This window comes from Roseovarius sp. (assembly GCF_048262375.1).
Lineage (GTDB): Bacteria > Pseudomonadota > Alphaproteobacteria > Rhodobacterales > Rhodobacteraceae > Roseovarius.
This window is the reverse complement of sequence record NZ_JBLXFE010000002.1, coordinates 172,622-194,043: the sequence shown is the minus strand read 5'-3', so window position 1 is coordinate 194,043 and position 21,422 is coordinate 172,622. Positions and strand designations below refer to the sequence as shown.

Annotated in this window: 23 protein-coding genes; 12 read left to right on the top strand and 11 right to left on the bottom strand. The window is 62.6% G+C overall.

Annotated elements, in window-relative coordinates; translation table 11 throughout:
• Window position 1: 1 nt before the first annotated feature.
• A complete protein-coding gene (xsc, locus tag ACN0SW_RS03465) occupies window positions 2–1,777 on the bottom strand; it encodes a sulfoacetaldehyde acetyltransferase (RefSeq protein WP_417726506.1) in 1,776 nt (591 codons plus the stop codon).
• Window positions 1,778–2,006: 229 nt separating this feature from the next.
• Window positions 2,007–3,491 (bottom strand): PLP-dependent aminotransferase family protein, encoded by a 1,485-nt coding sequence (locus ACN0SW_RS03460; protein WP_417726505.1) that lies wholly within the window; start codon window positions 3,489–3,491, stop codon window positions 2,007–2,009.
• A gap of 222 nt (window positions 3,492–3,713) precedes the next feature.
• Here ACN0SW_RS03460 and ACN0SW_RS03455 point away from each other — a divergent pair, with 222 nt between their 5' ends.
• The 4 genes from ACN0SW_RS03455 (at window position 3,714) to ACN0SW_RS03440 (ending at window position 5,669) form a co-directional block, all read left to right on the top strand.
• Window positions 3,714–3,908 carry an NIPSNAP family protein gene (locus ACN0SW_RS03455; protein WP_417726504.1) on the top strand — a complete coding sequence of 65 codons (195 nt, stop codon included), beginning with the start codon at window positions 3,714–3,716 and terminating at the stop codon, window positions 3,906–3,908.
• A 280-nt stretch (window positions 3,909–4,188) separates the two neighbouring features.
• On the top strand, window positions 4,189–4,536 hold the full coding sequence (locus ACN0SW_RS03450; protein ID WP_417726503.1) for an antibiotic biosynthesis monooxygenase family protein: 348 nt from the start codon (window positions 4,189–4,191) through the stop codon (window positions 4,534–4,536).
• A 235-nt stretch (window positions 4,537–4,771) separates the two neighbouring features.
• A complete protein-coding gene (locus ACN0SW_RS03445; protein WP_417726502.1) occupies window positions 4,772–5,251 on the top strand; it encodes a hypothetical protein in 480 nt (159 codons plus the stop codon).
• Between the two features lie 67 nt (window positions 5,252–5,318).
• Complete coding sequence (locus ACN0SW_RS03440) at window positions 5,319–5,669, top strand: RidA family protein (RefSeq protein WP_417726501.1); 351 nt, start codon at window positions 5,319–5,321, stop codon at window positions 5,667–5,669.
• A gap of 65 nt (window positions 5,670–5,734) precedes the next feature.
• On the opposite strand, the gene ACN0SW_RS03435 is transcribed toward ACN0SW_RS03440, so the two are convergent.
• Together ACN0SW_RS03435 and ACN0SW_RS03430 are read right to left on the bottom strand one after the other, a co-directional pair.
• Window positions 5,735–6,493: an SDR family NAD(P)-dependent oxidoreductase gene (locus ACN0SW_RS03435; RefSeq protein ID WP_417726500.1), complete on the bottom strand. Its 759-nt coding sequence runs from the start codon at window positions 6,491–6,493 to the stop codon at window positions 5,735–5,737.
• Window positions 6,494–6,500: 7 nt separating this feature from the next.
• Window positions 6,501–7,841 (bottom strand): UDP-glucose dehydrogenase family protein, encoded by a 1,341-nt coding sequence (locus tag ACN0SW_RS03430; RefSeq protein ID WP_417726499.1) that lies wholly within the window; start codon window positions 7,839–7,841, stop codon window positions 6,501–6,503.
• 185 nt (window positions 7,842–8,026) lie between these two features.
• On the opposite strand from ACN0SW_RS03430, the gene glmM reads away from it, so the two are divergent.
• Window positions 8,027–9,367 carry a phosphoglucosamine mutase gene (glmM, locus tag ACN0SW_RS03425; RefSeq protein WP_417726498.1) on the top strand — a complete coding sequence of 447 codons (1,341 nt, stop codon included), beginning with the start codon at window positions 8,027–8,029 and terminating at the stop codon, window positions 9,365–9,367.
• Window positions 9,368–9,712: 345 nt separating this feature from the next.
• Here glmM and rpsA read toward each other — a convergent pair whose 3' ends face one another.
• Both rpsA and ACN0SW_RS03415 read right to left on the bottom strand, forming a co-directional pair.
• Window positions 9,713–11,392, bottom strand: a complete 1,680-nt coding sequence (rpsA, locus tag ACN0SW_RS03420) for a 30S ribosomal protein S1 (protein ID WP_417726497.1) — start codon at window positions 11,390–11,392, stop codon at window positions 9,713–9,715.
• Between the two features lie 234 nt (window positions 11,393–11,626).
• A complete protein-coding gene (locus tag ACN0SW_RS03415; RefSeq protein ID WP_417726496.1) occupies window positions 11,627–12,235 on the bottom strand; it encodes a (d)CMP kinase in 609 nt (202 codons plus the stop codon).
• 101 nt (window positions 12,236–12,336) lie between these two features.
• Between ACN0SW_RS03415 and ACN0SW_RS03410 the strand changes: the two genes are divergently transcribed.
• From ACN0SW_RS03410 to arsC, 3 genes are read left to right on the top strand one after another with little or no spacing between them, the layout of a single operon-like run.
• Window positions 12,337–12,675, top strand: a complete 339-nt coding sequence (locus ACN0SW_RS03410; protein WP_417726495.1) for a DUF952 domain-containing protein — start codon at window positions 12,337–12,339, stop codon at window positions 12,673–12,675.
• Complete coding sequence (locus ACN0SW_RS03405; protein ID WP_417726494.1) at window positions 12,672–13,730, top strand: quinone-dependent dihydroorotate dehydrogenase; 1,059 nt, start codon at window positions 12,672–12,674, stop codon at window positions 13,728–13,730. The genes ACN0SW_RS03410 and ACN0SW_RS03405 overlap by 4 nt, the downstream gene beginning before the upstream one ends.
• Window positions 13,727–14,068: an arsenate reductase (glutaredoxin) gene (gene arsC, locus ACN0SW_RS03400; RefSeq protein WP_417726657.1), complete on the top strand. Its 342-nt coding sequence runs from the start codon at window positions 13,727–13,729 to the stop codon at window positions 14,066–14,068. The genes ACN0SW_RS03405 and arsC overlap by 4 nt, the downstream gene beginning before the upstream one ends.
• Window positions 14,069–14,277: 209 nt before the next feature.
• On the opposite strand, the gene ACN0SW_RS03395 is transcribed toward arsC, so the two are convergent.
• From ACN0SW_RS03395 to ACN0SW_RS03380, 4 genes are all read right to left on the bottom strand, one after another.
• Complete coding sequence (locus ACN0SW_RS03395; protein WP_417726493.1) at window positions 14,278–15,651, bottom strand: L-serine ammonia-lyase; 1,374 nt, start codon at window positions 15,649–15,651, stop codon at window positions 14,278–14,280.
• A 99-nt stretch (window positions 15,652–15,750) separates the two neighbouring features.
• Entirely contained in the window at window positions 15,751–16,446 is a 696-nt protein-coding gene (locus tag ACN0SW_RS03390; RefSeq protein WP_417726492.1) for a glutathione S-transferase family protein, read from the bottom strand.
• Window positions 16,447–16,516: 70 nt separating this feature from the next.
• The gene (locus ACN0SW_RS03385; RefSeq protein ID WP_417726491.1) at window positions 16,517–16,831 is read right to left on the bottom strand and encodes a DUF1244 domain-containing protein; all 315 of its coding nucleotides are present in this window, start codon (window positions 16,829–16,831) and stop codon (window positions 16,517–16,519) included.
• A gap of 23 nt (window positions 16,832–16,854) precedes the next feature.
• The gene (locus ACN0SW_RS03380; RefSeq protein WP_417726490.1) at window positions 16,855–17,616 is read right to left on the bottom strand and encodes an N-formylglutamate amidohydrolase; all 762 of its coding nucleotides are present in this window, start codon (window positions 17,614–17,616) and stop codon (window positions 16,855–16,857) included.
• Between the two features lie 107 nt (window positions 17,617–17,723).
• Between ACN0SW_RS03380 and pyk the strand changes: the two genes are divergently transcribed.
• From pyk to rplT, 4 genes are all read left to right on the top strand, one after another.
• A complete protein-coding gene (gene pyk / locus ACN0SW_RS03375) occupies window positions 17,724–19,169 on the top strand; it encodes a pyruvate kinase (protein WP_417726489.1) in 1,446 nt (481 codons plus the stop codon).
• A gap of 41 nt (window positions 19,170–19,210) precedes the next feature.
• Complete coding sequence (locus ACN0SW_RS03370; protein ID WP_417726488.1) at window positions 19,211–19,435, top strand: hypothetical protein; 225 nt, start codon at window positions 19,211–19,213, stop codon at window positions 19,433–19,435.
• 136 nt (window positions 19,436–19,571) lie between these two features.
• Complete coding sequence (gene rpmI, locus ACN0SW_RS03365; protein WP_417726487.1) at window positions 19,572–19,772, top strand: 50S ribosomal protein L35; 201 nt, start codon at window positions 19,572–19,574, stop codon at window positions 19,770–19,772.
• Window positions 19,773–19,786: 14 nt separating this feature from the next.
• Complete coding sequence (rplT, locus tag ACN0SW_RS03360; protein WP_417726486.1) at window positions 19,787–20,152, top strand: 50S ribosomal protein L20; 366 nt, start codon at window positions 19,787–19,789, stop codon at window positions 20,150–20,152.
• Between the two features lie 57 nt (window positions 20,153–20,209).
• Here the strand turns inward: rplT and ACN0SW_RS03355 are convergent, their stop codons facing one another.
• Complete coding sequence (locus ACN0SW_RS03355) at window positions 20,210–21,406, bottom strand: class I SAM-dependent methyltransferase (RefSeq protein WP_417726485.1); 1,197 nt, start codon at window positions 21,404–21,406, stop codon at window positions 20,210–20,212.
• Between the last annotated feature and the right edge of the window lie 16 nt (window positions 21,407–21,422).

The following is a 21,422-nucleotide window of genomic DNA, read 5'->3' as shown; positions in this document are numbered from 1 at the left end:
CTCAGACCTGCTGCTCGCGCATGTCAGCCGCGTCGATTCCCGCCACGGAAACAGGCTTTTTCATTGCATCGCGGCGGAAGGGCTCGCCCAGTTCCTGATTGATCATGGCCTCGATCAAGGTGGTCTTGCCATGCTCCATCTGATCCTTGATCGCGGTGTTGAGCGCGGCGGTCAATTCCTCCATCGTGCGGGCAATCACGCCCTTGAGGCCGCAGGCCTGTGCGATGCCGGCATAGCTGACCTGTTGATCCAGTTCCGTTCCGACGAAATTGTCGTCAAACCAAAGGGTTGAGTTGCGCTTTTCAGCACCCCACTGATAGTTGCGGAACACGATCTGCGTCACGGCAGGCCATTCGCCGCGCCCGATCGCAGTCAGTTCATTGACTGCGATGCCAAAGGCACCATCCCCAGCAAAGCCTACGACCGGCACATCGGGCTGGCCAATCTTGGCCCCGACGATGGAGGGCAGGCCGTAACCGCAAGGGCCAAAGAGACCGGGCGCGAGATATTTACGACCCTCTTCAAACGACGGATAGGCGTTGCCGATGGCGCAGTTGTTGCCGATATCCGAGGAAATAATTGCCTCGCGCGGCAGGGCGGATTGGATCGCACGCCATGCCATGCGGGGGCTCATCCAGTCGGGCTTGTCGGCGCGGGCGCGTTCGTTCCACGTCGTGCCGGGATCGTCATCCTCGTGATCCATCGAGCTGAGCTGCTGTGCCCATGTCGATTTTGTGTTTGCAATCAGTGCCTTGCGGTCGGCGCGGTCGGTATCGCCTGCGCTCTCGCCCAAGCGGGCGAGGATCGAGGTCGCGACCTTCTTGGCGTCACCGACGATGCCCACGGTCACTTTCTTGGTCAGGCCAATGCGATCAGGGTTGATATCGACCTGAATGATCCTGGCCTCTTTGGGCCAATAGTCGATGCCGTAACCCGGCAGCGTCGAGAACGGATTGAGGCGGGTGCCAAGGCAGAGCACGACATCTGCGCGCGAGATCAACTCCATCCCGGCCTTGGAGCCGTTGTAGCCCAGAGGACCGGCGAAAAGCGGGTGCGAGCCCGGAAAGGCATCATTGTGCTGATAGCCCACGCAAACCGGTGCATCGAGGCGTTCAGCCAGTTGCCGCGAGGCGTCGATGCCATCCGCCAGCACCACGCCCGCGCCATTGAGGATGACGGGAAACTTGGCCTCGGTCAGCAGTTTGGCCGCCTCGGCAATCGCGGTCTCGCCACCAGAGGGGCGTTCAAACTCGACGATGGCGGGCAATTCGATGTCGATGACTTGGGTCCAGAAATCACGGGGCACGTTGATCTGGGCCGGGGCAGAGGCGCGTTTTGCCTTGAGAATCACACGGTTGAGGGTTTCCGCGATGCGCGAGGGATCGCGCACCTCTTCTTGATAGGCGACCATGTCTTCGAACAGTTTCATCTGTTCGACCTCTTGGAAGCCGCCCTGACCGATGGTCTTGTTGGCGGCCTGCGGAGTCACGAGCAGCAAAGGGGTGTGGTTCCAATAGGCGGTTTTGACGGCGGTCACGAAATTGGTGATGCCGGGGCCATTCTGGGCGATCATCATCGACATCTTGCCGGTGGCGCGGGTGTAGCCATCGGCCATCATGCCCGCGCTGCCCTCATGCGCGCAGTCCCAAAAGGTGATGCCCGCCTTGGGGAAAATATCGGAAATCGGCATCATGGCGGAGCCGATAATCCCGAAAGCGTGTTGGATTCCATGCAGTTGCAGGGTTTTGACAAAGGCCTCTTCGGTGGTCATCTTCATCGGCTGGGTCCTCTGGATCGGGCGCGCGGTTGCGGTTGAAGGGATATCTGGCCGGAAACTAGCCTTGTGGGGGGCTGACTTCTAGGGCCAGACGACCTCGTAGGATAATGCCAGAATAATTTGAAAATGAGAATAGGGGTATCAAAAATAGAATTATGATATGCCGTGGTTCCGGTCAGCGTAATTCTGTATTCCGGATATGTATTTGATTTGTATTCTAAATATGTGATCAACGGCCCTGTGCGCCTTGCCTTGAAACCAAGGCCAGCTCACGGGCGATATGGGCAATTCCCAGTGTGATGCGTTCGGAGGGAATCGACGAATAGGCGAGGCGATAGAAATTGCGTGGCCGGTTCTGTCCGTGAAAGAACGGGACTCCGGGCTCTATCAGCACACCTGCCTGTCGGAGGTTGCTGTCAACTTGGCCCATATCCACATGATCCGGGGCCTGCATCCAGATGGAGGACCCGCCAAACACGCCGCGCCCGGCGACGTCGAGGCCATGTTCGGCGAGCGCGCTCTCCATCACGCTGCGACGGCGGGCAAAGACCTGCCCCATACGGCGCACGAGGCTGTCGTAATGACCAAGCGAGAGGAAATAGGCAGCAGTACGTTGGATATGGCCCGGAGGATGACGCAGGACCGAGGCGCGCAGAGCCCGGCATTCCCGAATAAAAGATTTGGAACCAACAAGATAGCCGAGGCGCAGGCCGGGAAATATCGACTTGGAGAAGGACCCCACATAGATCACCCGCCCCTCTGTATCGAGCGATTTGAGGGCGGGGAGCGGGGCACGGAGAAAGGACACTTCGAACTCGTAGTCATCCTCGACGATGAGCGCCTCCATCTCTGCGGCGCGGGCCAGCAGGGTCTTGCGCCGGGCGAGGGGCATGGTGGCGTTGGTCGGGGCCTGATGGCTGGGGGTGGTAAAGATCACGTCGGCCTCATCCGGCAGGCCTTCGGGGGGGAGGCCGTCACGGTCCACGTCTACCGGCATCAAATGGCAACGCGATTGCATCAGAATATCGCGCAGGGCGTGGTAGCAGGGGTTTTCGATAGCAGCAGTGCGGCGTTGGGTCAGGAGCACCTGCGCGGTGAGCCACAAGGCGTTCTGCGCGCCCATTGTGACAAGGATTTCATCGGGTTGCGCGATGATGCCCCGGCGGGGCAGGGTGTGGCGGGCGATGAATTCTATGAGCTTGGGGTCGTCCTGATCATAGTAATCGGCGGTGAGGGCCTGAAAATCCTTTTGCCCCAGAGCCTGAAGCGCGCAATGGCGCCAGTTGGCGTGGTCAAAGAGCGCCGGATCGGTCTGGCCATAGATGAAGGGGTAGGGATAGCGCGCCCAGTCCTGCGGTTTCTCAGGCGTGTCACCGCCGGTGAAGCGACGACCAAGCGCACGCGACCAGTCAATCGTGTCGCCACGCGGCGCGGGGGCGCTGAAGGCGGGAGGTTCTGGTGCGTTTTCAGAGACATAGTAGCCAGAACGGTCGCGTGACGCGAGGTAGTCGTTGGCCTGCAATTCGGTCAGCGCAAGGGTCACGGTGATGCGGCTCACACCCAGATGCGCGGCCAATTTGCGCGAAGACGGCAGTTTCTCGCCCTTGCGAAAGCGGCCCGACAGGATGCCCTGCGCGATCATCTGCTGGATCTGCGCCTGAAGCGTGCCCTCGGCCTCGGGGGCAAGAAAGAAGGTTTCAACCGGAATCGCCATGGGAACAGATTAGACTGGACTTATGTCAGGCGCAATCTGGTCTGGTGTGGAGGCTGGCGGGGATCGTAAGCTTTGTAAGGTTCGTAAGGTAATTTTGTAAGGTCTCTCACGGCGTGGAAAAGGCGTTGTCAAAGGCGGCCTCGCCTGCCGGGAAGACGCGCAGGATCCGGGTGCCGGGATGCGCGTACTCAGCCTTAACATTCTGGAAAGATGTGTGGTGCCATGCTGACCCGTGTGAGTCGTTACTATATCGGCCCAATCAAGACGGAGGAGTTTGCACAATATGCTCGGAACGGGGGCGAGGCGATTCCGCGCTGTGGGGCGGATCTGATCGGCTATTCCGCCCCGCATGACAGCAGCAGCAGGCTGGTCTATGGCATTTATAAGGTCCCCTCTCTGGCGGGGCGTGGGACCTGATGGGCACGATTGACCACTGATCCGCCGCGGCGTGTGCATTATGCCCTTGCCCGGCAAGAGCGGTTTTTGTTGCGCGTGGCCCGCGTTTTCCTGAAGCTGGTCAGAAGATGAGACGAATGCAGCAGGCGGACGCGGCGGGTCAAGGCCGTTGGTTGATCCAGCTGGCAGAGGATGAAAGCCAATGCAACAGGTGGATGCGGTGAGCCAAGGCAGTTGCTTGAGGGTGAGAGCCAATGCAGAAGGTCATTGCTGAAGGCCAGAGCAAAGAGGAGGGCGTGACATGATTGCAGTGATATTCGAGGTGATCCCCGGTGAGGGGCAGACCGAACCATACCTTGATATGGCAGCCAAGATGCGACCGCTGGCCGAGGCGGTCCCCGGCTTTATCAGCGTCGAGCGGTTTCAGAGCCTGACCCATCCCGGCAAGCTGTTGTCGCTGTCATTCTGGGAGGATGAGGCGGCGGTGATCCGGTGGCGGCAGTTGGCGGCGCATCGTGGCGCGCAAAAGGCGGGGCGTGAGGTGATGTTTGACGATTACCGGCTGCGCGTGGTCAGTGTGATCCGGGATTACGGCAAGCTTGAGCGCGATGAAGCCCCTGAGGACAGCCGCGCGGCGCATGGGGCGTGACGTGAGGTGGGGGTCTTGCGCCCCCAAGGCATGGTCCCGGCGGGGGGCTCGTCCGGGCATGGGAAAGTGTCTCTTGCCCAAGAGGGGAGGAGAAGTCACACGCGCGGCGGGGTAAAGGGCGCTACACGGCAGGCCGGGGGCGGGATGTCTGACACAAACTTCGCCAAGCTGTGATTTGAACATGGGATTTTATGCCGTTAGCCAGAAGCTGTTTTTGGAACCGGGATAGCATCACATGGCATTGCACGAGAAAATCATTCTGTCACCGCAGGACAAGCTGGATGCGCTGGCGGTTTTGGTGCTGCGGCTGGGGCTGGCGTGGTTCATTTTCCTGTGGGCTGCGCATAAGATCATCACGCCGGGGCAATATCAGAGCCTGGCGCGCAATTTCGATGGGGTCGAGGTGAGCCTGACTCAGGTCTATCTGGCGGGGGGCGCGCAGATCGCGCTTTGTGTTCTGGTGGCGCTGGGCGTGCTGCGGTATTTTTCCTATGGCGGCCTGATGATCATGCATTTCTTTACTGTGACACGGCGCTGGGAGGGGTTTTTTGATCCCTTTGCCGTGAATGACCGGGGCTTTCCGGTCAACCGTAATCAGGTGATTGATCTGGCGGTTCTGGCGGCGTTTGTCGCGCTGGTCCTGCTGATCCGCCGGGATCATTTCAGCGTCGGCGGCTGGTTGGCGCGGCACGACCGGGCGCGGTGGTGGATGTAGCAATTGGCGCTGGCGCAAGGGGAACGCTCGGCCTAGAAAGAGCCGGATAACATCGAAAGGATTACCCATGAGCGATATCACCCGTCTGCACAGCGGCCCCCGCATGAGCCAAGCGGTTGTTCACAACGGCATCGTCTATCTGGCGGGGCAAGTCGGCAATCCCGGCGACAACGTGACCGAGCAGAGCAAGACCTGCCTTGAGAAGGTTGACGCGTTGCTGGCCGAGGCCGGAAGCGACAAGACGCGGATCCTGCAAACCATCGTCTGGATGGCGGATATGAAGGATTTCGCCGAGATGAACGCGGTCTGGGATGCGTGGGTGCCGCAGGGCCACACACCGGCGCGCGCCGCAGGTGAGGCCAAGCTGGCCACGCCGGATTATCTGGTCGAGTTCATTGTGACTGCGGCGCAGAAGTAATCTCTGACGCGGATTATGAAACCCGCCCCGGAGCGATGCCGGGGCGGGTTTTTTCGTGTCGAACCTCAGCCGCGCAGGGCGGGCAGGCCGATGCCCGTTGCCTCGAACCCGCCATCGACGGCGATGATCTGGCCGGTCACATAGCTTGCGGCATCCGAGCAGAGGAACGTGATGACCGATGCGATCTCATCCTCGCTGCCATAGCGGTTGAGGGGGATGGCATCGTGATAGGCGGCGATGATGTCGGGGGTATGCACGGCCATGGCGAGCTTGGTCGCCACCGGGCCGGGGCAGACGCAATTGGCGCGCACACCGAATTCACCGAGCTCTGCCGCCTGTTGCAGGGTGAGGTGTTTGACCGCCGCCTTGGAGGTTCCATAGGCCACGCGCAGGGTCGAGGCGCGCAGGCCTGAGATTGAAGCGATATTGACGATGGCGCCCTTTGCCGCGCAGAGCGCTGGGCGCAGCGCCTGGGACATCAGGAAAACGCCGTCGAGATTGGTTTCCATCACGGTGCGCCACCGGGCGAAATCGGTTTCGGCTATGGGGCCGAAATCTGCCACGCCCGCGTTGTTGACGAGGGCGTCGATGCTGGCGCAGGTCTCGGTTACATAGGCGGTCATCTGTGCGACCTGAGCGGGTTGTGAGACGTCGCAGATCACGGGATCGACCATATCAAGACCCGCTGCGGCCTCTTGCAGCGCGGGGGCGTCACGGTCGATCATCACCACACGCCAGCCCTGCGCGAGAAAGGCGTGGGTGGTGGCAAGGCCGATGCCGCGCGCGGCGCCGGTGACGATGGCGGTTTTTTGGGTATTGGGCATGGTGGGCTTAGTCCTGTTGCGGGTGGGCGTCGTGGCGATAGGGCTGGCGGCCGACGCTGTCATAAGCCTCGAATCCTGCACGCTTGGCGTCCTTGACTGAATAGATGTTGCGTAGATCGGCCAAGCGGGGGCTGGTCATTTTGCGCGCCAGACGCTTGAGATCAAGGGCGCGAAATTCGTTCCATTCTGTGAGAAGGACCACCAGATCAGCCTTGTTGGCACATTTGTAGGGGTCGTCCTGCCAGCTCACGCCGGGCAGGAGCGCTTCGCCTTCGCGCTGCCCCTGTGGATCGGTGACGCGCACGCGCGCCCCGCCGCCCACTAGGGCCGGGATGATGGTCAGCGCGGGGGCATCGCGCATGTCGTCGGTATTGGGTTTGAAGGTGACGCCCAGAACCGCGATGGTCTTGCCGTTGAAGGAGCCGTCGCAGAGATCGAGCAGCTTGTCGATCATCCGGCGTTTCATTTCCTCGTTTACGGTGATGACCTTTTCGGTGATCTGCATGGGCAGGCCGTGGTCCTGACCGATGCGGGCCAGGGCGCGGGTGTCCTTGGGAAAGCACGAGCCGCCATAGCCGGGGCCTGCGTGCAGGAACTTGTTGCCGATGCGGCCATCGAGGCCGATGCCGTGGCTGACCTGTTTGACATCCGCGCCGGTGCGTTCGCAGAGCGCCGCGATTTCGTTGATGAAGGTGATCTTGGTCGCGAGAAAGGCGTTGGCGGCGTATTTGATCATCTCGGCGGATTCGAGATCAGTGGTGACGATGGGAAAGTCGCGCAGGTAGAGGGGGCGGTAAATCTCGGCCATGACATCGGCGGCGCGTTCGGACTGGATGCCCACGACTACGCGGTCGGGTTTCATGAAATCGTCGATGGCGGCGCCTTCGCGCAGAAATTCCGGATTGGAGGCGACGTCGAAATCGAGGGTCGGGTTGGCCTTTTTGATCACCTGTTTGACAGCGCGATTGGTGCCTACCGGGACGGTGGATTTGGTGACGATCACGACATAGTCCTTGGCCGCGCGCGCGATTTCCTCTGCGGCGGCCATGACATAGCTAAGGTCCGCATGTCCGTCGCCGCGCCGGGTGGGGGTGCCCACCGCGATGAAGACGGCCTCGGCGCCGTCGATGGCCTTGGCCAGATCGGTGGTGAAGCTGAGGCGACCGGCGTCGACATTCTTGGCCATGAGGGAATCCAGCCCCGGCTCAAAGATTGGCACTTCGCCGCGAAGCAGCATCGCGATCTTGTCCGGGTTCTTGTCAACGCAGGTTACGTCATGCCCGAAATCGGAAAAACACACCCCGGACACAAGGCCGACATAGCCCGTTCCGATCATCGCAATTTTCATGTTACATGCCTTTCAGCGAAAATTCTCTGCGGTTGACTGTATTGGTGGTGGAATCGGGTGTGTCAACGCGTTGCGGGTTCCTGTAGGGGGAAACGGCTAAGGATCGGGCCTGTGGGCCGCGCGCGTATCTTGTGCCGGGTCAGTTATTTAGAGCCTGTGATTTCGGGTGAAAAAGGAGAGATGCAATGGGGTCAAAGCTGTTTGGGACCGACGGGGTGCGGGGGCAGGCCAATAGCTGGCCAATGACGGCTGATGTTGCGCTGCGGTTGGGCGCGGCGGCTGGCCGCTATTTCCGCCGTGACAAGCAGGAACACCGCGTGGTGATCGGTAAGGACACGCGGCGGTCGGGCTATATGATCGAATATGCGCTCACTGCCGGGTTCACTTCGACCGGCATGAACGTGTTTCTTCTGGGGCCAGTTCCGACGCCTGCGATTGGCTATCTGACGCATAGTCTGCGTGCCGATGTGGGGGTGATGATCTCGGCCAGCCATAATCCGGCGTCTGACAATGGAATCAAGCTGTTCGGCCCCGATGGTTACAAGCTGAGCGATGAGGCGGAAGCGGGAATCGCGAATTTGCTTGAGAATGGTGTGCGTCTGGCCGCGCCCGAGAATATTGGCCGGGCCAAGCGGATCGACGATGCGCGCGGGCGCTATGTGGAATATGCCAAGACCACCTTTCCGCAGCGGCGGCGGCTGGAGGGGCTTCGGATCGTGCTGGATTGCGCCAATGGTGCCGCCTATCGCACCGCGCCCGAGGTGCTGTGGGAATTGGGGGCCGAGGTGATCACCATGGGGGTGGAGCCGGACGGATTCAACATCAACCTCAATTGCGGGTCTACCATGCCGCAGGCCGCGGCGCGCAAGGTGCTGGAAACAAGGGCCGATCTGGGGATTTGCCTTGATGGCGATGCGGATCGGGTGGTTTTGATCGACGAGGAAGGCAGGATCGCCGACGGCGATCAGTTCATGGCGCTGATTGCGACGCGCTGGGCGCGGGAAGGGCGGCTGACGGGCAACGCGCTGGTGGCGACGGTGATGTCCAATCTGGGGCTGGAGCGGCATCTCGCGGCACAGGGGATCGCGCTCAAGCGGACCAAGGTGGGCGATCGGCATGTCGTTGAAGAGATGCGCGCGGGGGGCCACAATCTGGGGGGAGAGCAGTCAGGCCATATCGTGATGACCGATTATGCCACCACCGGCGACGGGTTGATCGGGGCGTTGCAGTTTTTGGCGGCGATGGTCGAGACCGGGGAGAAGGCAAGCCGTCTGGCGCAGGTGTTCGAGCCGGTTCCGCAAAAGCTGATCAATGTGCGCTTTGCCAAAGGCAAGGACCCGATGGCGTCCGATGCGGTACAGAGCGCAATGGAGGCGGCGGAGAAGCTGTTGGGCGGCGATGGGCGGCTCTTGGTGCGCGCCTCGGGGACAGAACCATTGATCCGGGTGATGGCTGAGGCGCTCAATCCGGCGCTGCTGGATCAGGTGATGGATGCGGTTGTGGGGGCCGTGCGACGGGAAAGCTGAGGAGGTAATACTGGCCTTGGCCCCAAGCACCCCGCGCGGAATCTAGGCACCGCAGGTGCCGCCGCGCAGCGCCCGTCTGCCCGCTCGGGCGGGCGCTTTCGCGAGGTCTCAACACACTGATAACGCAAAAGTATTTTGCAGGCATAAAGTGCCGGCCGATTAGGGGGCAGCGCCCACCCGGCGGACGGGCACAGTGCGGCTCATCGCTTGGGCCAAAGTGCCCTTCAGACCATCTTTGAGATCAGATCACGGCTCGCTGTCCCAAACGCAAACGGCCCCGCCGGATCGGTGGGGCCGTTCTCTGTCTGTCAAACGGCAACCGGCAGGACGCCGGTTGCGGTCTGTTTAGCGGTCGCCCTTGAGGGCTGCGCCGAGGATGTCGCCAAGCGAGGCACCCGAGTCGGAGGAGCCATACTGTTCGACGGCTTCTTTTTCTTCGGCGATTTCGCGGGCTTTGATCGACAGACCCAGACGGCGGGTCTTGGCATCGACATTGGTCACGCGCACATCGAGCTTGTCACCGACCGAGAAACGCTCGGGGCGCTGTTCGGCACGGTCACGCGACAGATCGGAGCGGCGGATAAAGGACTTCATGCCCTCGTATTCCACTTCGATGCCACCATCTTCGATGGCGGTCACGGCCACGGTGATCACCGAGCCACGCTTGACGCCGCCAACGGCTTCGGAGAACTTGTCGCCGCCCAGAGCCTTGATCGAGAGCGAGATACGCTCTTTCTCGATGTCGACTTCGGACACGACAGCGTGCACCACATCGCCTTTTTTGTAGCTCTGGATCGCGTCTTCGCCGCGCTCGTCCCAGCTCAGATCGGAGAGGTGGACCATGCCGTCGATTTCGCCTTCGAGACCGATGAACAGACCGAATTCGGTGATGTTCTTGACTTCGCCCTCGACCTCGGTGCCCTCGGGGTGGGTTTCTGCAAACACTTCCCACGGGTTGCGCATGGTCTGCTTGAGACCGAGCGACACGCGCCGCTTGGCACCGTCGATTTCCAGCACCATGACTTCGACTTCTTGGCTGGTCGAAACGATCTTGCCGGGGTGCACGTTCTTCTTGGTCCAGGACATTTCCGAGACGTGGACGAGACCTTCGACACCCGGCTCCAGCTCAACAAATGCGCCGTAGTCGGTGATGTTGGTGACACGACCGGTGTGCACCGATTCGAGCGGGTATTTGGCGGCGACCAGATCCCACGGATCTTCTTGCAGCTGCTTCATACCCAGCGAAATGCGGTGGGTGTCTTTGTTGATCTTGATGACCTGCACCTTGACGGTTTCGCCAATCGTGAGGATCTCGGAGGGGTGGTTGACGCGGCGCCATGCCATATCGGTGACATGCAGCAGGCCGTCCACACCGCCCAGATCGACGAAGGCGCCGTATTCGGTGATGTTCTTGACCACACCGTCAACGGTCTGGCCTTCGGTCAGGTTGCCGATCACCTCGGCGCGCTGTTCGGCGCGGCTCTCTTCGAGGATGGCGCGGCGCGACACGACGATATTGCCACGGCGACGGTCCATCTTGAGGATCTGGAACGGCTGCTTGAGGCCCATGAGCGGGCCCGCGTCACGCACGGGGCGGACATCGACCTGAGAGCCGGGCAGGAAGGCCACGGCGCCGCCGAGATCGACGGTAAAGCCACCTTTGACGCGGCCAAAGATCGCGCCATCGACACGCTCTTCGTCGGCATAGGCCTTTTCAAGACGGTCCCATGCCTCTTCGCGGCGGGCCATCTCGCGGCTGATCACGGCTTCGCCACGGGAATTCTCTGCGGAGCGCAGGAAGACTTCGACTTCGTCGCCGACGGAAATGTCGGGGGTCTCACCGGGATTTGCGAATTCTTTCAGATCAACGCGGCCTTCCATCTTGTAGCCGACGTCGATGATGGCCTGGCCTGCTTCGATTGCAATGACGCGGCCTTTTACAACAGACCCTTCTTCGGGTGTGTCCATTTCGAAGCTTTCGTTCAAGAGGGCTTCGAATTCCTCCATAGATGTATGCTGAGCCATGTGGTCTCTGGTTTCCTTTTAACGGTTTTCTGGCCGTGCGGTTGTCTCCGCCGGTCTTTGCGGGTTTCGTTGGTCGGGCGGATCACAAAACAAAGAGGGCCGGTGGTTCCGACCCTGCTCGATCTCTTATGTCCTGTGGCCTTATTCGCCTTTGGTGACAGGCGCGCGTATACAGCGGCTTGGCGGGATAATCAAGCCTCTCGGGCATTGTTTGGCTGTGGTGTCGGGCCGAAATCAGCCTTGGGCGGCGGTCACGATGGCCACGGCCCGTTCGGTGGCCTCTTCGATGCTCATCTCTGAGGTGTCGAGTTGCACCGCATCGCGCGCAGGTTTGAGGGGGGCGGTGGCGCGGGCACTGTCGCGGGCGTCGCGGTCGCGCAGGTCCTGGGCGACCTCATCCAAGGTGACGGTATGGCCTTTGCCGGTCAGTTCGAGGTGGCGGCGGCGGGCGCGCTCGACATCGGAGGCGGTGACATAGAGCTTGACCTCGGCTTCGGGGCAGATGACCGTGCCGATATCGCGCCCGTCGAGCACCGCGCCGCCCGCGCGCCGGGCAAAGGCGCGTTGGAAATCGAGCAGGGCTTGGCGGACCTCGGGGATCGCCGCCACGCGGCTGGCGGCCTGGCTCACCTCGGGGGTGCGCAGATCGTCCGCGTTCAGATCCTCGGGGCGCAGGGATTGCGCGGCGGTAACCGGGTCAAGCCCGCAGAGCATGCGCCGCCCGGTGGCACGATAGAGCAGCCCGGTGTCGAGATGGGCAAAGCCGAAATGCGCCGCAAGGGCGCGGCCGATTGTGCCTTTGCCCGCCGCTGCCGGGCCGTCGATTGCAATGGTGAAAGCCATGGGCCACCTTCTCCTGATCAGGGACCATCTGACTAACCGATTGAGGCTGTGGCCTCAAGCATCGCTTGACGGGACGGCGGGGCCAAGGCATCACGGATAGCATGATGATATACAAGCTATTGCGTGGCCCGGAATGGGCTGAATTGCGGGCCGCAGGCGAGAGTGCCGGCGCAGCTGTGGATCTGGCCGACGGGTATGTGCATTTCTCGACCGCAGCGCAGGTGGCCGAGACAGCGGCCAAGCATTTTGCCGGGGTCGAGGGGCTGATGCTGGTGGCGGTCCAAGAGGAGCGGCTGGGCGCGGCGCTGAAATGGGAGCCATCGCGTGGCGGCGCGCTGTTCCCACATCTTTACCGCGAAATGCGCCTGTCGGATGTGGTCTGGGCGCAGCCCCTGCCGCTGGTTGGCGACATGCATCAGTTCCCGGCGGGTCTGGAATGAGCGGGATGGAGCGTCTGGGCCTCAGCCTCTTGCACCGGATTGATCCGGAGCGGGCGCATGGTCTGGCGCTGCGCGCCTTGCAACTGGGGCTGGTACCAGAGCCGGGGGCCTATACGAGCGCGCGGCTGCGGACCAATCTGGCGGGGCTGCGTCTGCCCAATCCGGTGGGGCTGGCGGCGGGGTTTGACAAGAATGCCGAGGCGCTGGGGCCGTTGAGCCGTGTGGGCTTTGGGTTCATCGAAGTGGGGGCGGTGACGCCGCGCGCGCAGCCCGGCAATCCGCGCCCGCGTCTGTTTCGGCTGACCGAGGATCGGGCGGTGATCAACCGTTTCGGCTTTAATAACCTCGGGATGGAGGCGGCGGCGGCACGTCTGGCGGCGCGGCCACGCGACGCGGTGATCGGCCTCAACCTCGGGGCGAACAAGGACAGCGCCGACCGGGCCGAGGATTTTGCCCGTGTGCTGGCGCATTGCGGCGCGCATCTGGATTTCGCCACCGTCAATGTCAGCAGCCCGAACACCGAGAAGCTGCGCGATTTGCAGGGGGCCGAGGCGTTGATGGGGCTGCTGAAGGGGGTGATGGAGGCGCGCGACTGGTTGCCGCAACCGATTCCGATCTTTCTCAAGATCGCGCCGGATCTGAGCGATCTGGAACTGAGCGAGATTGCCGATGTGGCGCGGGCCTCGGGCCTCAATGGGATTATCGCCACCAATACCACGCTGGGCCGCGAAGGGCTGAGCGGGGCGGCGCGCGGCGAGGCTGGCGGGCTGTCGGGGCAGCCGCTGTTTGAGAAATCGACGCGGGTGTTGGCGCGGCTGTCGCAGTTGACGGCAGGTGAGATGCCGCTGATCGGCGTGGGCGGTATTGCCAGTGCCGAACAGGCCTATGCCAAGATCCGCGCTGGTGCGACGGCGGTGCAGCTTTATTCGGCGCTGGTCTATCAGGGCCTGTCTCTGGTGGGCGAGATCACCCGAGGGCTGGAGCGGCTGTTGGCGCGGGACGGGTTTGCCACCGTGGCCGAGGCGGTGGGCACCGGGCGGGGGGAATGGCTATGATCACCTATTGGCACAATCCGCGCTGTTCCAAGTCGCGGGCGGGGCTGGCGCTCTTGCAGGAGCGGGGCACCGAGGTGACGGAGCGGCGCTATCTGGAGGATGCGCCGAGCGTGGCCGAGTTGCGGGCGGTCCTGGCGTTGTTGGGCTGTGCGCCCATTGAGATGATGCGCCCCGGCGAGGCGCAGTTCAAGGCGTTGGGATTGGGGCGCGAGAGTGCGGAGGAGGATTTGCTGGCGGCGATGGCAGCGCATCCGATCCTGATCGAGCGGCCAATTGCGATCGGGGCAAGCAAAGCGGTGATCGGGCGGCCACCTGAGGCGGTGCTGGAGGTTTTGTGACCTTTGGACGTTAGCGGCGAGCCGTGCGGTCGCTGGGCCGGGGACTAGCGATGCAACGGAAATGGCTGCCACTTTATGCCAGCAAAGTGCGTGTGATCCCTCAGTGATGCGCTCGCTCTCAAAATCGCTGGTCCGCGGGACGGCCCAGCGATCCGCGCGGCACCTTCGGTGCTATTCGCGCGGGGGATTGAGGCGAGCGCGCCGCTCCCTCAACAGTTCGGAATATTGACCGCGAGACCGCCGAGGGACGTTTCCTTGTATTTCTCCATCATGTCATGGCCGGTCTGGCGCATGGTCTCGATGCAGGCGTCAAGCGGCACGAGGTGGGTGCCATCGCCGCGCAGCGCCAGAGAGGCGGCAGAGACCGCCTTGATCGCGCCCAGACCATTGCGCTCGATGCAGGGCACCTGAACCAGACCGCGCACCGGGTCGCAGGTCATGCCCAAATGATGTTCCAGCGCAATTTCGGCGGCGTTTTCGATTTGGGCGGGGGTGCCGCCCAGCACGGCGGCGAGGCCTGCGGCGCCCATGGCGGCGGCAGAGCCCACCTCGGCCTGACAGCCCGCTTCGGCGCCGGAAATCGAGGCATTGTATTTTACCAGACCGCCGATGGCGGCGGCGGTGAGCAGGAATTCCTCGATCTTGTCCTCATGCGCGCCGGGCACATGTTCGAGCCAGTATTTGATTACCGCCGGCACGACGCCCGCCGCGCCATTGGTGGGGGCGGTGACGACCTGACCGCCAGCGGCGTTTTCTTCGTTGACCGCCATGGCATAGGCGCTCATCCAGTCATTGATCTTGTGCGGGGCCGTAAGGTTGGTGCCGCGTTCCGCCAAAAGCGCGTCGCGGATACCTTTGGCGCGGCGTTTGACCTTGAGGCCACCGGGCAGGATGCCTTCGGCATTGAGGCCGCGCTCGATACAGTCGTTCATCACCTGCCAGACGCGGGCCACGCCAGAGCGCAGGTTTTCCGGGCCGCCGCGCGCCACCTCATTGGCGCGTTTCATCTGGGCAATGCTCTTGCCCGAGCGCTCAGCCATTTCCAACATTTCCGCAGCGGATTTGAACGGGTAGGGGATCGGTCCGCCCTCGTCCGTGGCCTTGCCTGCGGCCAGTTCGCCCGCCGTCAGCACAAAGCCGCCGCCGATGGAATAATAGGTCTCTTGCAGGATTACATCGCCCTGGGCGTCGGTGGCCATCAGGATCATGCCATTGGCGTGACCGGGCAGATTGGGGCCGAAATCGAAAATCAGGTCTTCCTTGGGGTGGAAGCGAAGCGTCGGCAGGCCGGGGGGCGTGACGCTATGGCTGTCGCGGATTTCCTCAAGCGTGGCTTCGGCCTTGTCGTGGTCATAGGTGTCGGGCAGGTAGCCCGCGAGACCAAGGATGGTGGCGCGGTCCGAAGCATGGCCGACACCGGTAAACGCGAGGCTGCCATGCAGCGAGCCCCGGAGCCCGGCATAGTGAAAGGGGGCGGCGCGCATCTTGTCGAGAAAGCGCCCGGCGGCCACCATCGGACCCATGGTATGGGACGAGGACGGGCCGATGCCGACCTTGAACATATCGAAGACGGAAAGAAACATTTGGCGCGCTCCCTGATCGCGGGTCTTATCGCCGCTCCCTGCCTGATCTACTTGTCCGAAAGCGACGCTTCAAGGCCGTGTCATTGCCATGTGATCGGATCAGGTGGCGCTGCCCTCGGGGGGGTCGCAATAGTCGGGTGCGGTGAAGGGATTGGCCCCCAGCCCTTCGGCTGCGGCGATTGTGCGGGTGGGGGCCCTGGTCTCTAGCTGGGTCAGCAAGCTGTGCAGGCGTGGCCAGGCGCGGGCATCATAATCGCCGCGCCACCCTTCGGGATAGAGCGCGCGCCAACGCATGAGGCAGGCAAGGTAGTAATCCAGCACCGAGGCCGATTCGAGGGCGAACCATGGCGCGGCGCGGGTTTCGAGAATATCCAGATGGCTGGCAAAACGCGCCTGCATTTCGGTGCGCAAGCGGTGTTGCGCGTTCGCATCCGGCCCCACGTATTTCTCAGGATAGAAGGTCATGCGCAGGGCCGTGTGGACGGTGTTGGCGAGATAGAACAGCCATTTGAGGAAGTCGCCGCGCGCGGCGCTGTCTGGCGCGGGCGCAAGCCGCCCATGCCGGTCCGCAAGCCAGAGGAGGATTGCGCCGGTCTCGAAGATGGCACCCTCGGGGGTTTCCAGCGTCGGGATCAGCCCGCCCGGATTGAGCGCCAGATAGGCCGGGGCCGCATGTGCCTGTTTCGAGCGCTCAAGCAGTACCGTTTCATAGGGCGCGCCCAGATCTTCGAGCACGAGGCGGATGATCACCGAGGCGTTATCAGGGGCATAGTGCAAGCGGTAGGGCGTGATCATCGGGTACTCTCGGGCGGGGCGGCCGGGGTGGGCCGGGTGTTTGAGTATTTATGGAACGATGAACGCCGGTTCAGCCCTTGGGGCCGACGTTCTCGGCGAAGGATTTGGTGAAGGCCGCCTGTTGATCGGCGCTGGCCTCGGTCTGATTCCGCGCCTTCCAGTCGTCATAGGGCATGCCGTAGAATATCTCGCGCGCGGCGTCTTTGGACATGTCGATGCCGCGCTCGGTCGCCGCCTCTTGATACCAGCGGCTGAGACAGTTGCGGCAAAAACCGGCGAGATTCATCATGTCGATGTTTTGCACATCGGCGCGTTTTTCCATCAGATGCGCGCGCAGGGCGCGAAAGGCGGCGGCCTCTAGCTCTGTCCGGGTCTGGTTGTCCATGGTGTCTCTCCTTTTATTGGGGGTCAGAGGCCGGTCTGGGCTGCGACCTCTTGCAGGATAGGGGCAAGGCGCAGCGCCCAGGCGGTCTGTTGGGCGGGGGTTTCGATCAGGTCGTTGCGCAATTCGATCAGCACGTTGGGCCGTTCGTAGGCGATGGCGTGGCGCGCGATGGCATCGCCGGGCAGATGGCCGGCATAGGGTTCGTTATCGCCAACGCAGAGGTCAGGCTCTGTTTGCAGGCGGGCGAGGAGCGGTCTGGCCAGACGCGCATCGGCGGCATAGAGCAGGCCAATGTGCCACGGCCGGAGCGGGCGGCCGCGCAATTGCGGCGTAAAGCTGTGGATCGAGACAATCACGGTATCGTCCCGGCGCGCGGCCAATTCAGCCAGGGCCGTGTGATAGGGGCGGTAGAGCCGGTTGAGGCGGCGCTCGATATCCTCGGGCGCGGCGTGGCGATTGGCGGGAATGATCGTCCCATCATAGAGCCGCATGACAAGGGTTGGATCATCCTCGCCCCGGTTGGGATCAATCACGAGGCGCGAGAAATTCGACAGGATGGCGGGGCCGTTCAGCGCCTCGGCCAAGGCGCGGGTCACGCCCGCTGCCCCCACATCATAGGCGATATGGCGGGCCATATCCGCAGGGGCCACGCCGAGGCAGCCGCCATTCACGAAAGCGGGCACGCAATTGCTGGCGTGATCGCAGGTCACAAGCCAGCGTTCGGGGCGGCTCGGCCCGTCGATTTGAAAGGGATGGTACATCATCTGCTTGGTTTTTCCTGTCATCGTCCTTTAGAACAGTTGCGAGACAATGTGAATTGCGCGATAAGGCGCGAAAGGGCGGTGTTAGCGTTAACATGTGCCGACGATGCAAGAGATGAAGGGCGATTGAAATGAGACGCAACCGCAATGTGAAGATCGTGGCCACCTTGGGTCCGGCATCTTCTGACTATGATACGATCCGGGCGCTTCACGAGGCAGGGGCGGACGTTTTTCGTCTCAACATGAGCCATGGCACGCAGGCCGATATTGCCGAGCGGCACCGCATTATTCGGCAGGTCGAAAAGGATCTGGACAGCCCGATTGCCATTCTGGGCGATTTACAGGGGCCGAAACTGCGCGTGGGTGTGTTTGCCAATGGCGAGGAAGAGCTGGTTGCCGGGGCGGCATTCCGGCTCGATCTGAATGAGGCAGAGGGCGATGTGACCCGCGTCTGCCTGCCGCATCCCGAGATTTTCGCGGCGCTGGAGCCGGGCGCGAATCTGTTGGTCAATGATGGCAAGATCCGGCTGCGCGTCACCGACTGCGGTCCGGCGTTTGCCGATTGTGAGGTGATTGCGGGCGGCACCATTTCGAATCGCAAAGGTGTGAACGTGCCTGATGTGGTGTTGCCGCTGGCCGCGCTGTCGGAAAAAGATCTCGCTGATCTGGAATTCATCTGTGATCTGGGGGTCGATTGGCTGGCGCTGAGTTTCGTGCAGCGGCCCGAGGATGTGACCGAGGCGCGCGACTTGGTGCGGGGCCGCGCCGCGATCATGTCGAAGATCGAAAAGCCCGCAGGGGTGAAGCGGTTTGAAGATATTCTGGCGGTGAGCGACGGAATCATGGTGGCGCGCGGCGATCTGGGGGTGGAATTGCCGGTGCAGAACGTGCCGCCGATTCAAAAGCGGCTGATCCGGCGTTGTCGGGCCGTGGCCAAGCCGGTGATCGTGGCGACGCAAATGCTCGAATCGATGATCGAGAGCCCGATGCCGACGCGCGCCGAGGTCTCTGACGTGGCGACCGCGATCTATGAGGGATCGGATGCGATCATGCTCTCGGCGGAATCGGCGGCGGGCCAGTATCCGGTCGAGGCGGTGCGCACGATGGACAACGTGGCCATCGAGGTCGAGAGCGATCCGACCTATCGTGAGGTGATCGAGGCCAGTCGCCGGGTGAATCGCCAGAGCGTCGCGGACGGGATCGTTGCCGCCGCGCGCGAGATTGCCGAGACCGCCGATATCAAGGTGATCTGCTGTTATACCGAATCCGGCACGACCGCGCTCTTGACTGCGCGCGAGCGGCCGCGCGTGCCGATCCTTGCGCTCACAAGCTTGCTCGGGACGGCGCGGCGTCTGGCGCTGACATGGGGGGTGACCTGTGTCATGACGGGCGAGCTTACACGCTTTAAGATGGCCGTGATCAATGCGGCGCGGGCGGCGCTGGCGCATGGCTATGCCGAGGAAAGCGATCAGATCGTGGTGACGGCCGGTGTTCCCTTTAATGTACCGGGCACCACGAATATTCTGCGTGTAGCCCCCTGTCAGGAAAGTTTGATTTACGCCACCGATCCGGGCTAAACTGGGGCAGTTTTGTTCCAGTTGTTTTCCGGGGGTGTGTGATGGATCCTGACCTGGCGATGGCAATCGGTATGGTATTGGGGGTTTTTTCGATACCCTCTGTGCTGTCTGCCTATTCCGAAGGCCGCGCGCCCCGGGTTGCTGCCTTGACCATCATAGCGTCGGGCGGGCTGGTGGTCTGGGCGATCAGCAAAAAGCCGGGCGGCTACAGCTTTGGTGAGTTGCCCGAGGTTCTGGTGCGGGTGGTCGCGCGCTTTGTGAGCTGAGCCGCCTGCAATCCTTGGGTCAAAGCCTCTTGAACAATGTTTTCAGGGCGCGTATACGGCGCGCTCATCCCGCACGACCGGCCCGATGTGGCATGCCGAGTCGTGTGGTCCTACCGACCTATTAGAGGAGCCGGAAATGCCCAAGATGAAGACCAAGTCGAGCTGCAAAAAGCGGTTCAAAGTGACGGCCTCGGGCCGCGTGGTGGCCGCACAGGCCGGCAAGCGCCATGGCATGATCAAGCGTACCAAGAAATTCATCCGCAACGCGCGTGGCACCACCACGCTGTCGAAGCCTGATGAAGGGATCATCAAGCCGATGATGCCCTACGCGCGCTAAGGAGGATTTAGGATATGTCACGCGTCAAAGGTGGGGTAGTTACCCACGCCCGTCACAAGAAAGTCATCAAGGCCGCCAAGGGTTACTATGGCCGCCGCAAGAACACCTTCAAGGTGGCCGCACAGGCCGTCGACAAGGCCAACCAATACGCGACCCGCGACCGCAAGAACCGCAAGCGCAATTTCCGCGCTCTGTGGATCCAGCGGATCAACGCGGCTGTGCGCGCCTATGACGAATCGCTCACCTATTCGCGGTTCATCAACGGTCTGACCCTTGCCGGGGTCGAAGTGGACCGCAAGGTTCTGGCCGATCTGGCTGTGCATGAGCCTGCCGCGTTTGGGGCCATCGTGGCCCAAGCCAAGGGTGCGCTGGCCGCCTGAGATGGTCGCCGATTGAGATAGAAACCGCCGTCCGGTTGGGTCCGGGCGGCGGTTTTTTCATGCGCACAGGATGCTGGAATAGAGCAGCAGGCCGTGATCGCCCATCTCACGCTCGATCTGGGCCCAGAGGCTGCCCATTGCGACCGGATCGGTGCCGGTGACCTGTGCGATTGCGGTCAGGCTGCGCCGTCCGTCTATCGCGGCGATGAGGGGGGCGGCCTGTTTTGGCAGGGCGAGCCGGACCTCAAGACCGTTGAACCGCAACTTGGGATTTTGGCCCGCCGCGATGGCGCGGGCCAACTCCGGCGCGCGCAGCCCCTTGAGGTGCGGGCTGAGGTGGCGGTCGCGCCCCTGCGCGGGGGCGCGCGCCTCGGTGGCGCGGGTGGCATAGCCCACATGCGTCTTGATCGTGCCGCGCAGTTTCTCGGCCACGGCCATGCGCTCTGTCGGGGTGAGATGCGCCGGGGCCGTGGTGATCCGCGAGAGATCATAGAGAGCGGGCAGGGTAAAGCCCGAGAGCGCCCAGCCGGTTTGGCTGAGGGTGTCGGACAGGGATGTGACGTCAAAGGCCCGGTCTTGTGAATGCAAGAGCAGGTCGTAAAAGCCCGCGTCGCTGTCCTTGTGATCGCCAAGGTTGCTGTTGGCTTTGAACGGGTGGCCTTCGGGCAGGGCGGTTACAAGTTTTCTGGCAGCCTCCAGCCGCGCCTCGGGTGGCAGTTCCGCGTAGAGCGCGCCAAACGCCTCTTGCAGCGGATAGACGCCCGCGCGACCGTAAAGGGCATAGACCATAAAGCCCAGACCGCCACCGGGGGCGAGGGCAGACAGCAACGCCGCAAACCCCGCTGCCGGGTCGGGCAGGTGATGCAGCACGCCGCAGCAGTCGATATAGTCGAACTGTCCCAGATCCGCCGCATCCATCAGGCTGCCGGTGACAAAGCGGATGCCGGTCAGCCCCCGCACCCTTGCCCGTTCCTCGGCAATCGCGCGCGAGGCGGTGGAGAGGTCGAGATAGGTGATCTCTGCCGTGCGCCCCGCGTCGCGCATCTGCTGGGCCAGTTGAATGAGCCCGTCGCCGGTGCCACCGCCCGCGATGAGCGCGCGCAACGGCTTGCGCCAGTCGCGCCGCCCCTCAAACAGGAAATGGTCAATCTCCAGCACATGCGAAGGTGAGCCGGTAATCAGGCGTTTGCGCTCATCCGCCGGGTCGCGGGCGGGATAGGGATAGGCCTCGTATTGCGCTTTGACCTCGCTCATTGGCGCGCCCGCTGGT

Excerpts from the sequence above, each read along its gene's own strand:
- xsc (WP_417726506.1), bottom strand. The coding sequence starts at position 1,777 with ATGAAGATGACCACCGAAGAGGCCTTTGTCAAAACCCTGCAACTGCAT.
- ACN0SW_RS03460 (WP_417726505.1), bottom strand. The coding sequence starts at position 3,491 with ATGGCGATTCCGGTTGAAACCTTCTTTCTTGCCCCCGAGGCCGAGGGC.
- ACN0SW_RS03455 (WP_417726504.1), top strand. The coding sequence starts at position 3,714 with ATGCTGACCCGTGTGAGTCGTTACTATATCGGCCCAATCAAGACGGAG.
- ACN0SW_RS03450 (WP_417726503.1), top strand. The coding sequence starts at position 4,189 with ATGATTGCAGTGATATTCGAGGTGATCCCCGGTGAGGGGCAGACCGAA.
- ACN0SW_RS03445 (WP_417726502.1), top strand. The coding sequence starts at position 4,772 with ATGGCATTGCACGAGAAAATCATTCTGTCACCGCAGGACAAGCTGGAT.
- ACN0SW_RS03440 (WP_417726501.1), top strand. The coding sequence starts at position 5,319 with ATGAGCGATATCACCCGTCTGCACAGCGGCCCCCGCATGAGCCAAGCG.
- ACN0SW_RS03435 (WP_417726500.1), bottom strand. The coding sequence starts at position 6,493 with ATGCCCAATACCCAAAAAACCGCCATCGTCACCGGCGCCGCGCGCGGC.
- ACN0SW_RS03430 (WP_417726499.1), bottom strand. The coding sequence starts at position 7,841 with ATGAAAATTGCGATGATCGGAACGGGCTATGTCGGCCTTGTGTCCGGG.
- glmM (WP_417726498.1), top strand. The coding sequence starts at position 8,027 with ATGGGGTCAAAGCTGTTTGGGACCGACGGGGTGCGGGGGCAGGCCAAT.
- rpsA (WP_417726497.1), bottom strand. The coding sequence starts at position 11,392 with ATGGCTCAGCATACATCTATGGAGGAATTCGAAGCCCTCTTGAACGAA.
- ACN0SW_RS03415 (WP_417726496.1), bottom strand. The coding sequence starts at position 12,235 with ATGGCTTTCACCATTGCAATCGACGGCCCGGCAGCGGCGGGCAAAGGC.
- ACN0SW_RS03410 (WP_417726495.1), top strand. The coding sequence starts at position 12,337 with ATGATGATATACAAGCTATTGCGTGGCCCGGAATGGGCTGAATTGCGG.
- ACN0SW_RS03405 (WP_417726494.1), top strand. The coding sequence starts at position 12,672 with ATGAGCGGGATGGAGCGTCTGGGCCTCAGCCTCTTGCACCGGATTGAT.
- arsC (WP_417726657.1), top strand. The coding sequence starts at position 13,727 with ATGATCACCTATTGGCACAATCCGCGCTGTTCCAAGTCGCGGGCGGGG.
- ACN0SW_RS03395 (WP_417726493.1), bottom strand. The coding sequence starts at position 15,651 with ATGTTTCTTTCCGTCTTCGATATGTTCAAGGTCGGCATCGGCCCGTCC.
- ACN0SW_RS03390 (WP_417726492.1), bottom strand. The coding sequence starts at position 16,446 with ATGATCACGCCCTACCGCTTGCACTATGCCCCTGATAACGCCTCGGTG.
- ACN0SW_RS03385 (WP_417726491.1), bottom strand. The coding sequence starts at position 16,831 with ATGGACAACCAGACCCGGACAGAGCTAGAGGCCGCCGCCTTTCGCGCC.
- ACN0SW_RS03380 (WP_417726490.1), bottom strand. The coding sequence starts at position 17,616 with ATGACAGGAAAAACCAAGCAGATGATGTACCATCCCTTTCAAATCGAC.
- pyk (WP_417726489.1), top strand. The coding sequence starts at position 17,724 with ATGAGACGCAACCGCAATGTGAAGATCGTGGCCACCTTGGGTCCGGCA.
- ACN0SW_RS03370 (WP_417726488.1), top strand. The coding sequence starts at position 19,211 with ATGGATCCTGACCTGGCGATGGCAATCGGTATGGTATTGGGGGTTTTT.
- rpmI (WP_417726487.1), top strand. The coding sequence starts at position 19,572 with ATGCCCAAGATGAAGACCAAGTCGAGCTGCAAAAAGCGGTTCAAAGTG.
- rplT (WP_417726486.1), top strand. The coding sequence starts at position 19,787 with ATGTCACGCGTCAAAGGTGGGGTAGTTACCCACGCCCGTCACAAGAAA.
- ACN0SW_RS03355 (WP_417726485.1), bottom strand. The coding sequence starts at position 21,406 with ATGAGCGAGGTCAAAGCGCAATACGAGGCCTATCCCTATCCCGCCCGC.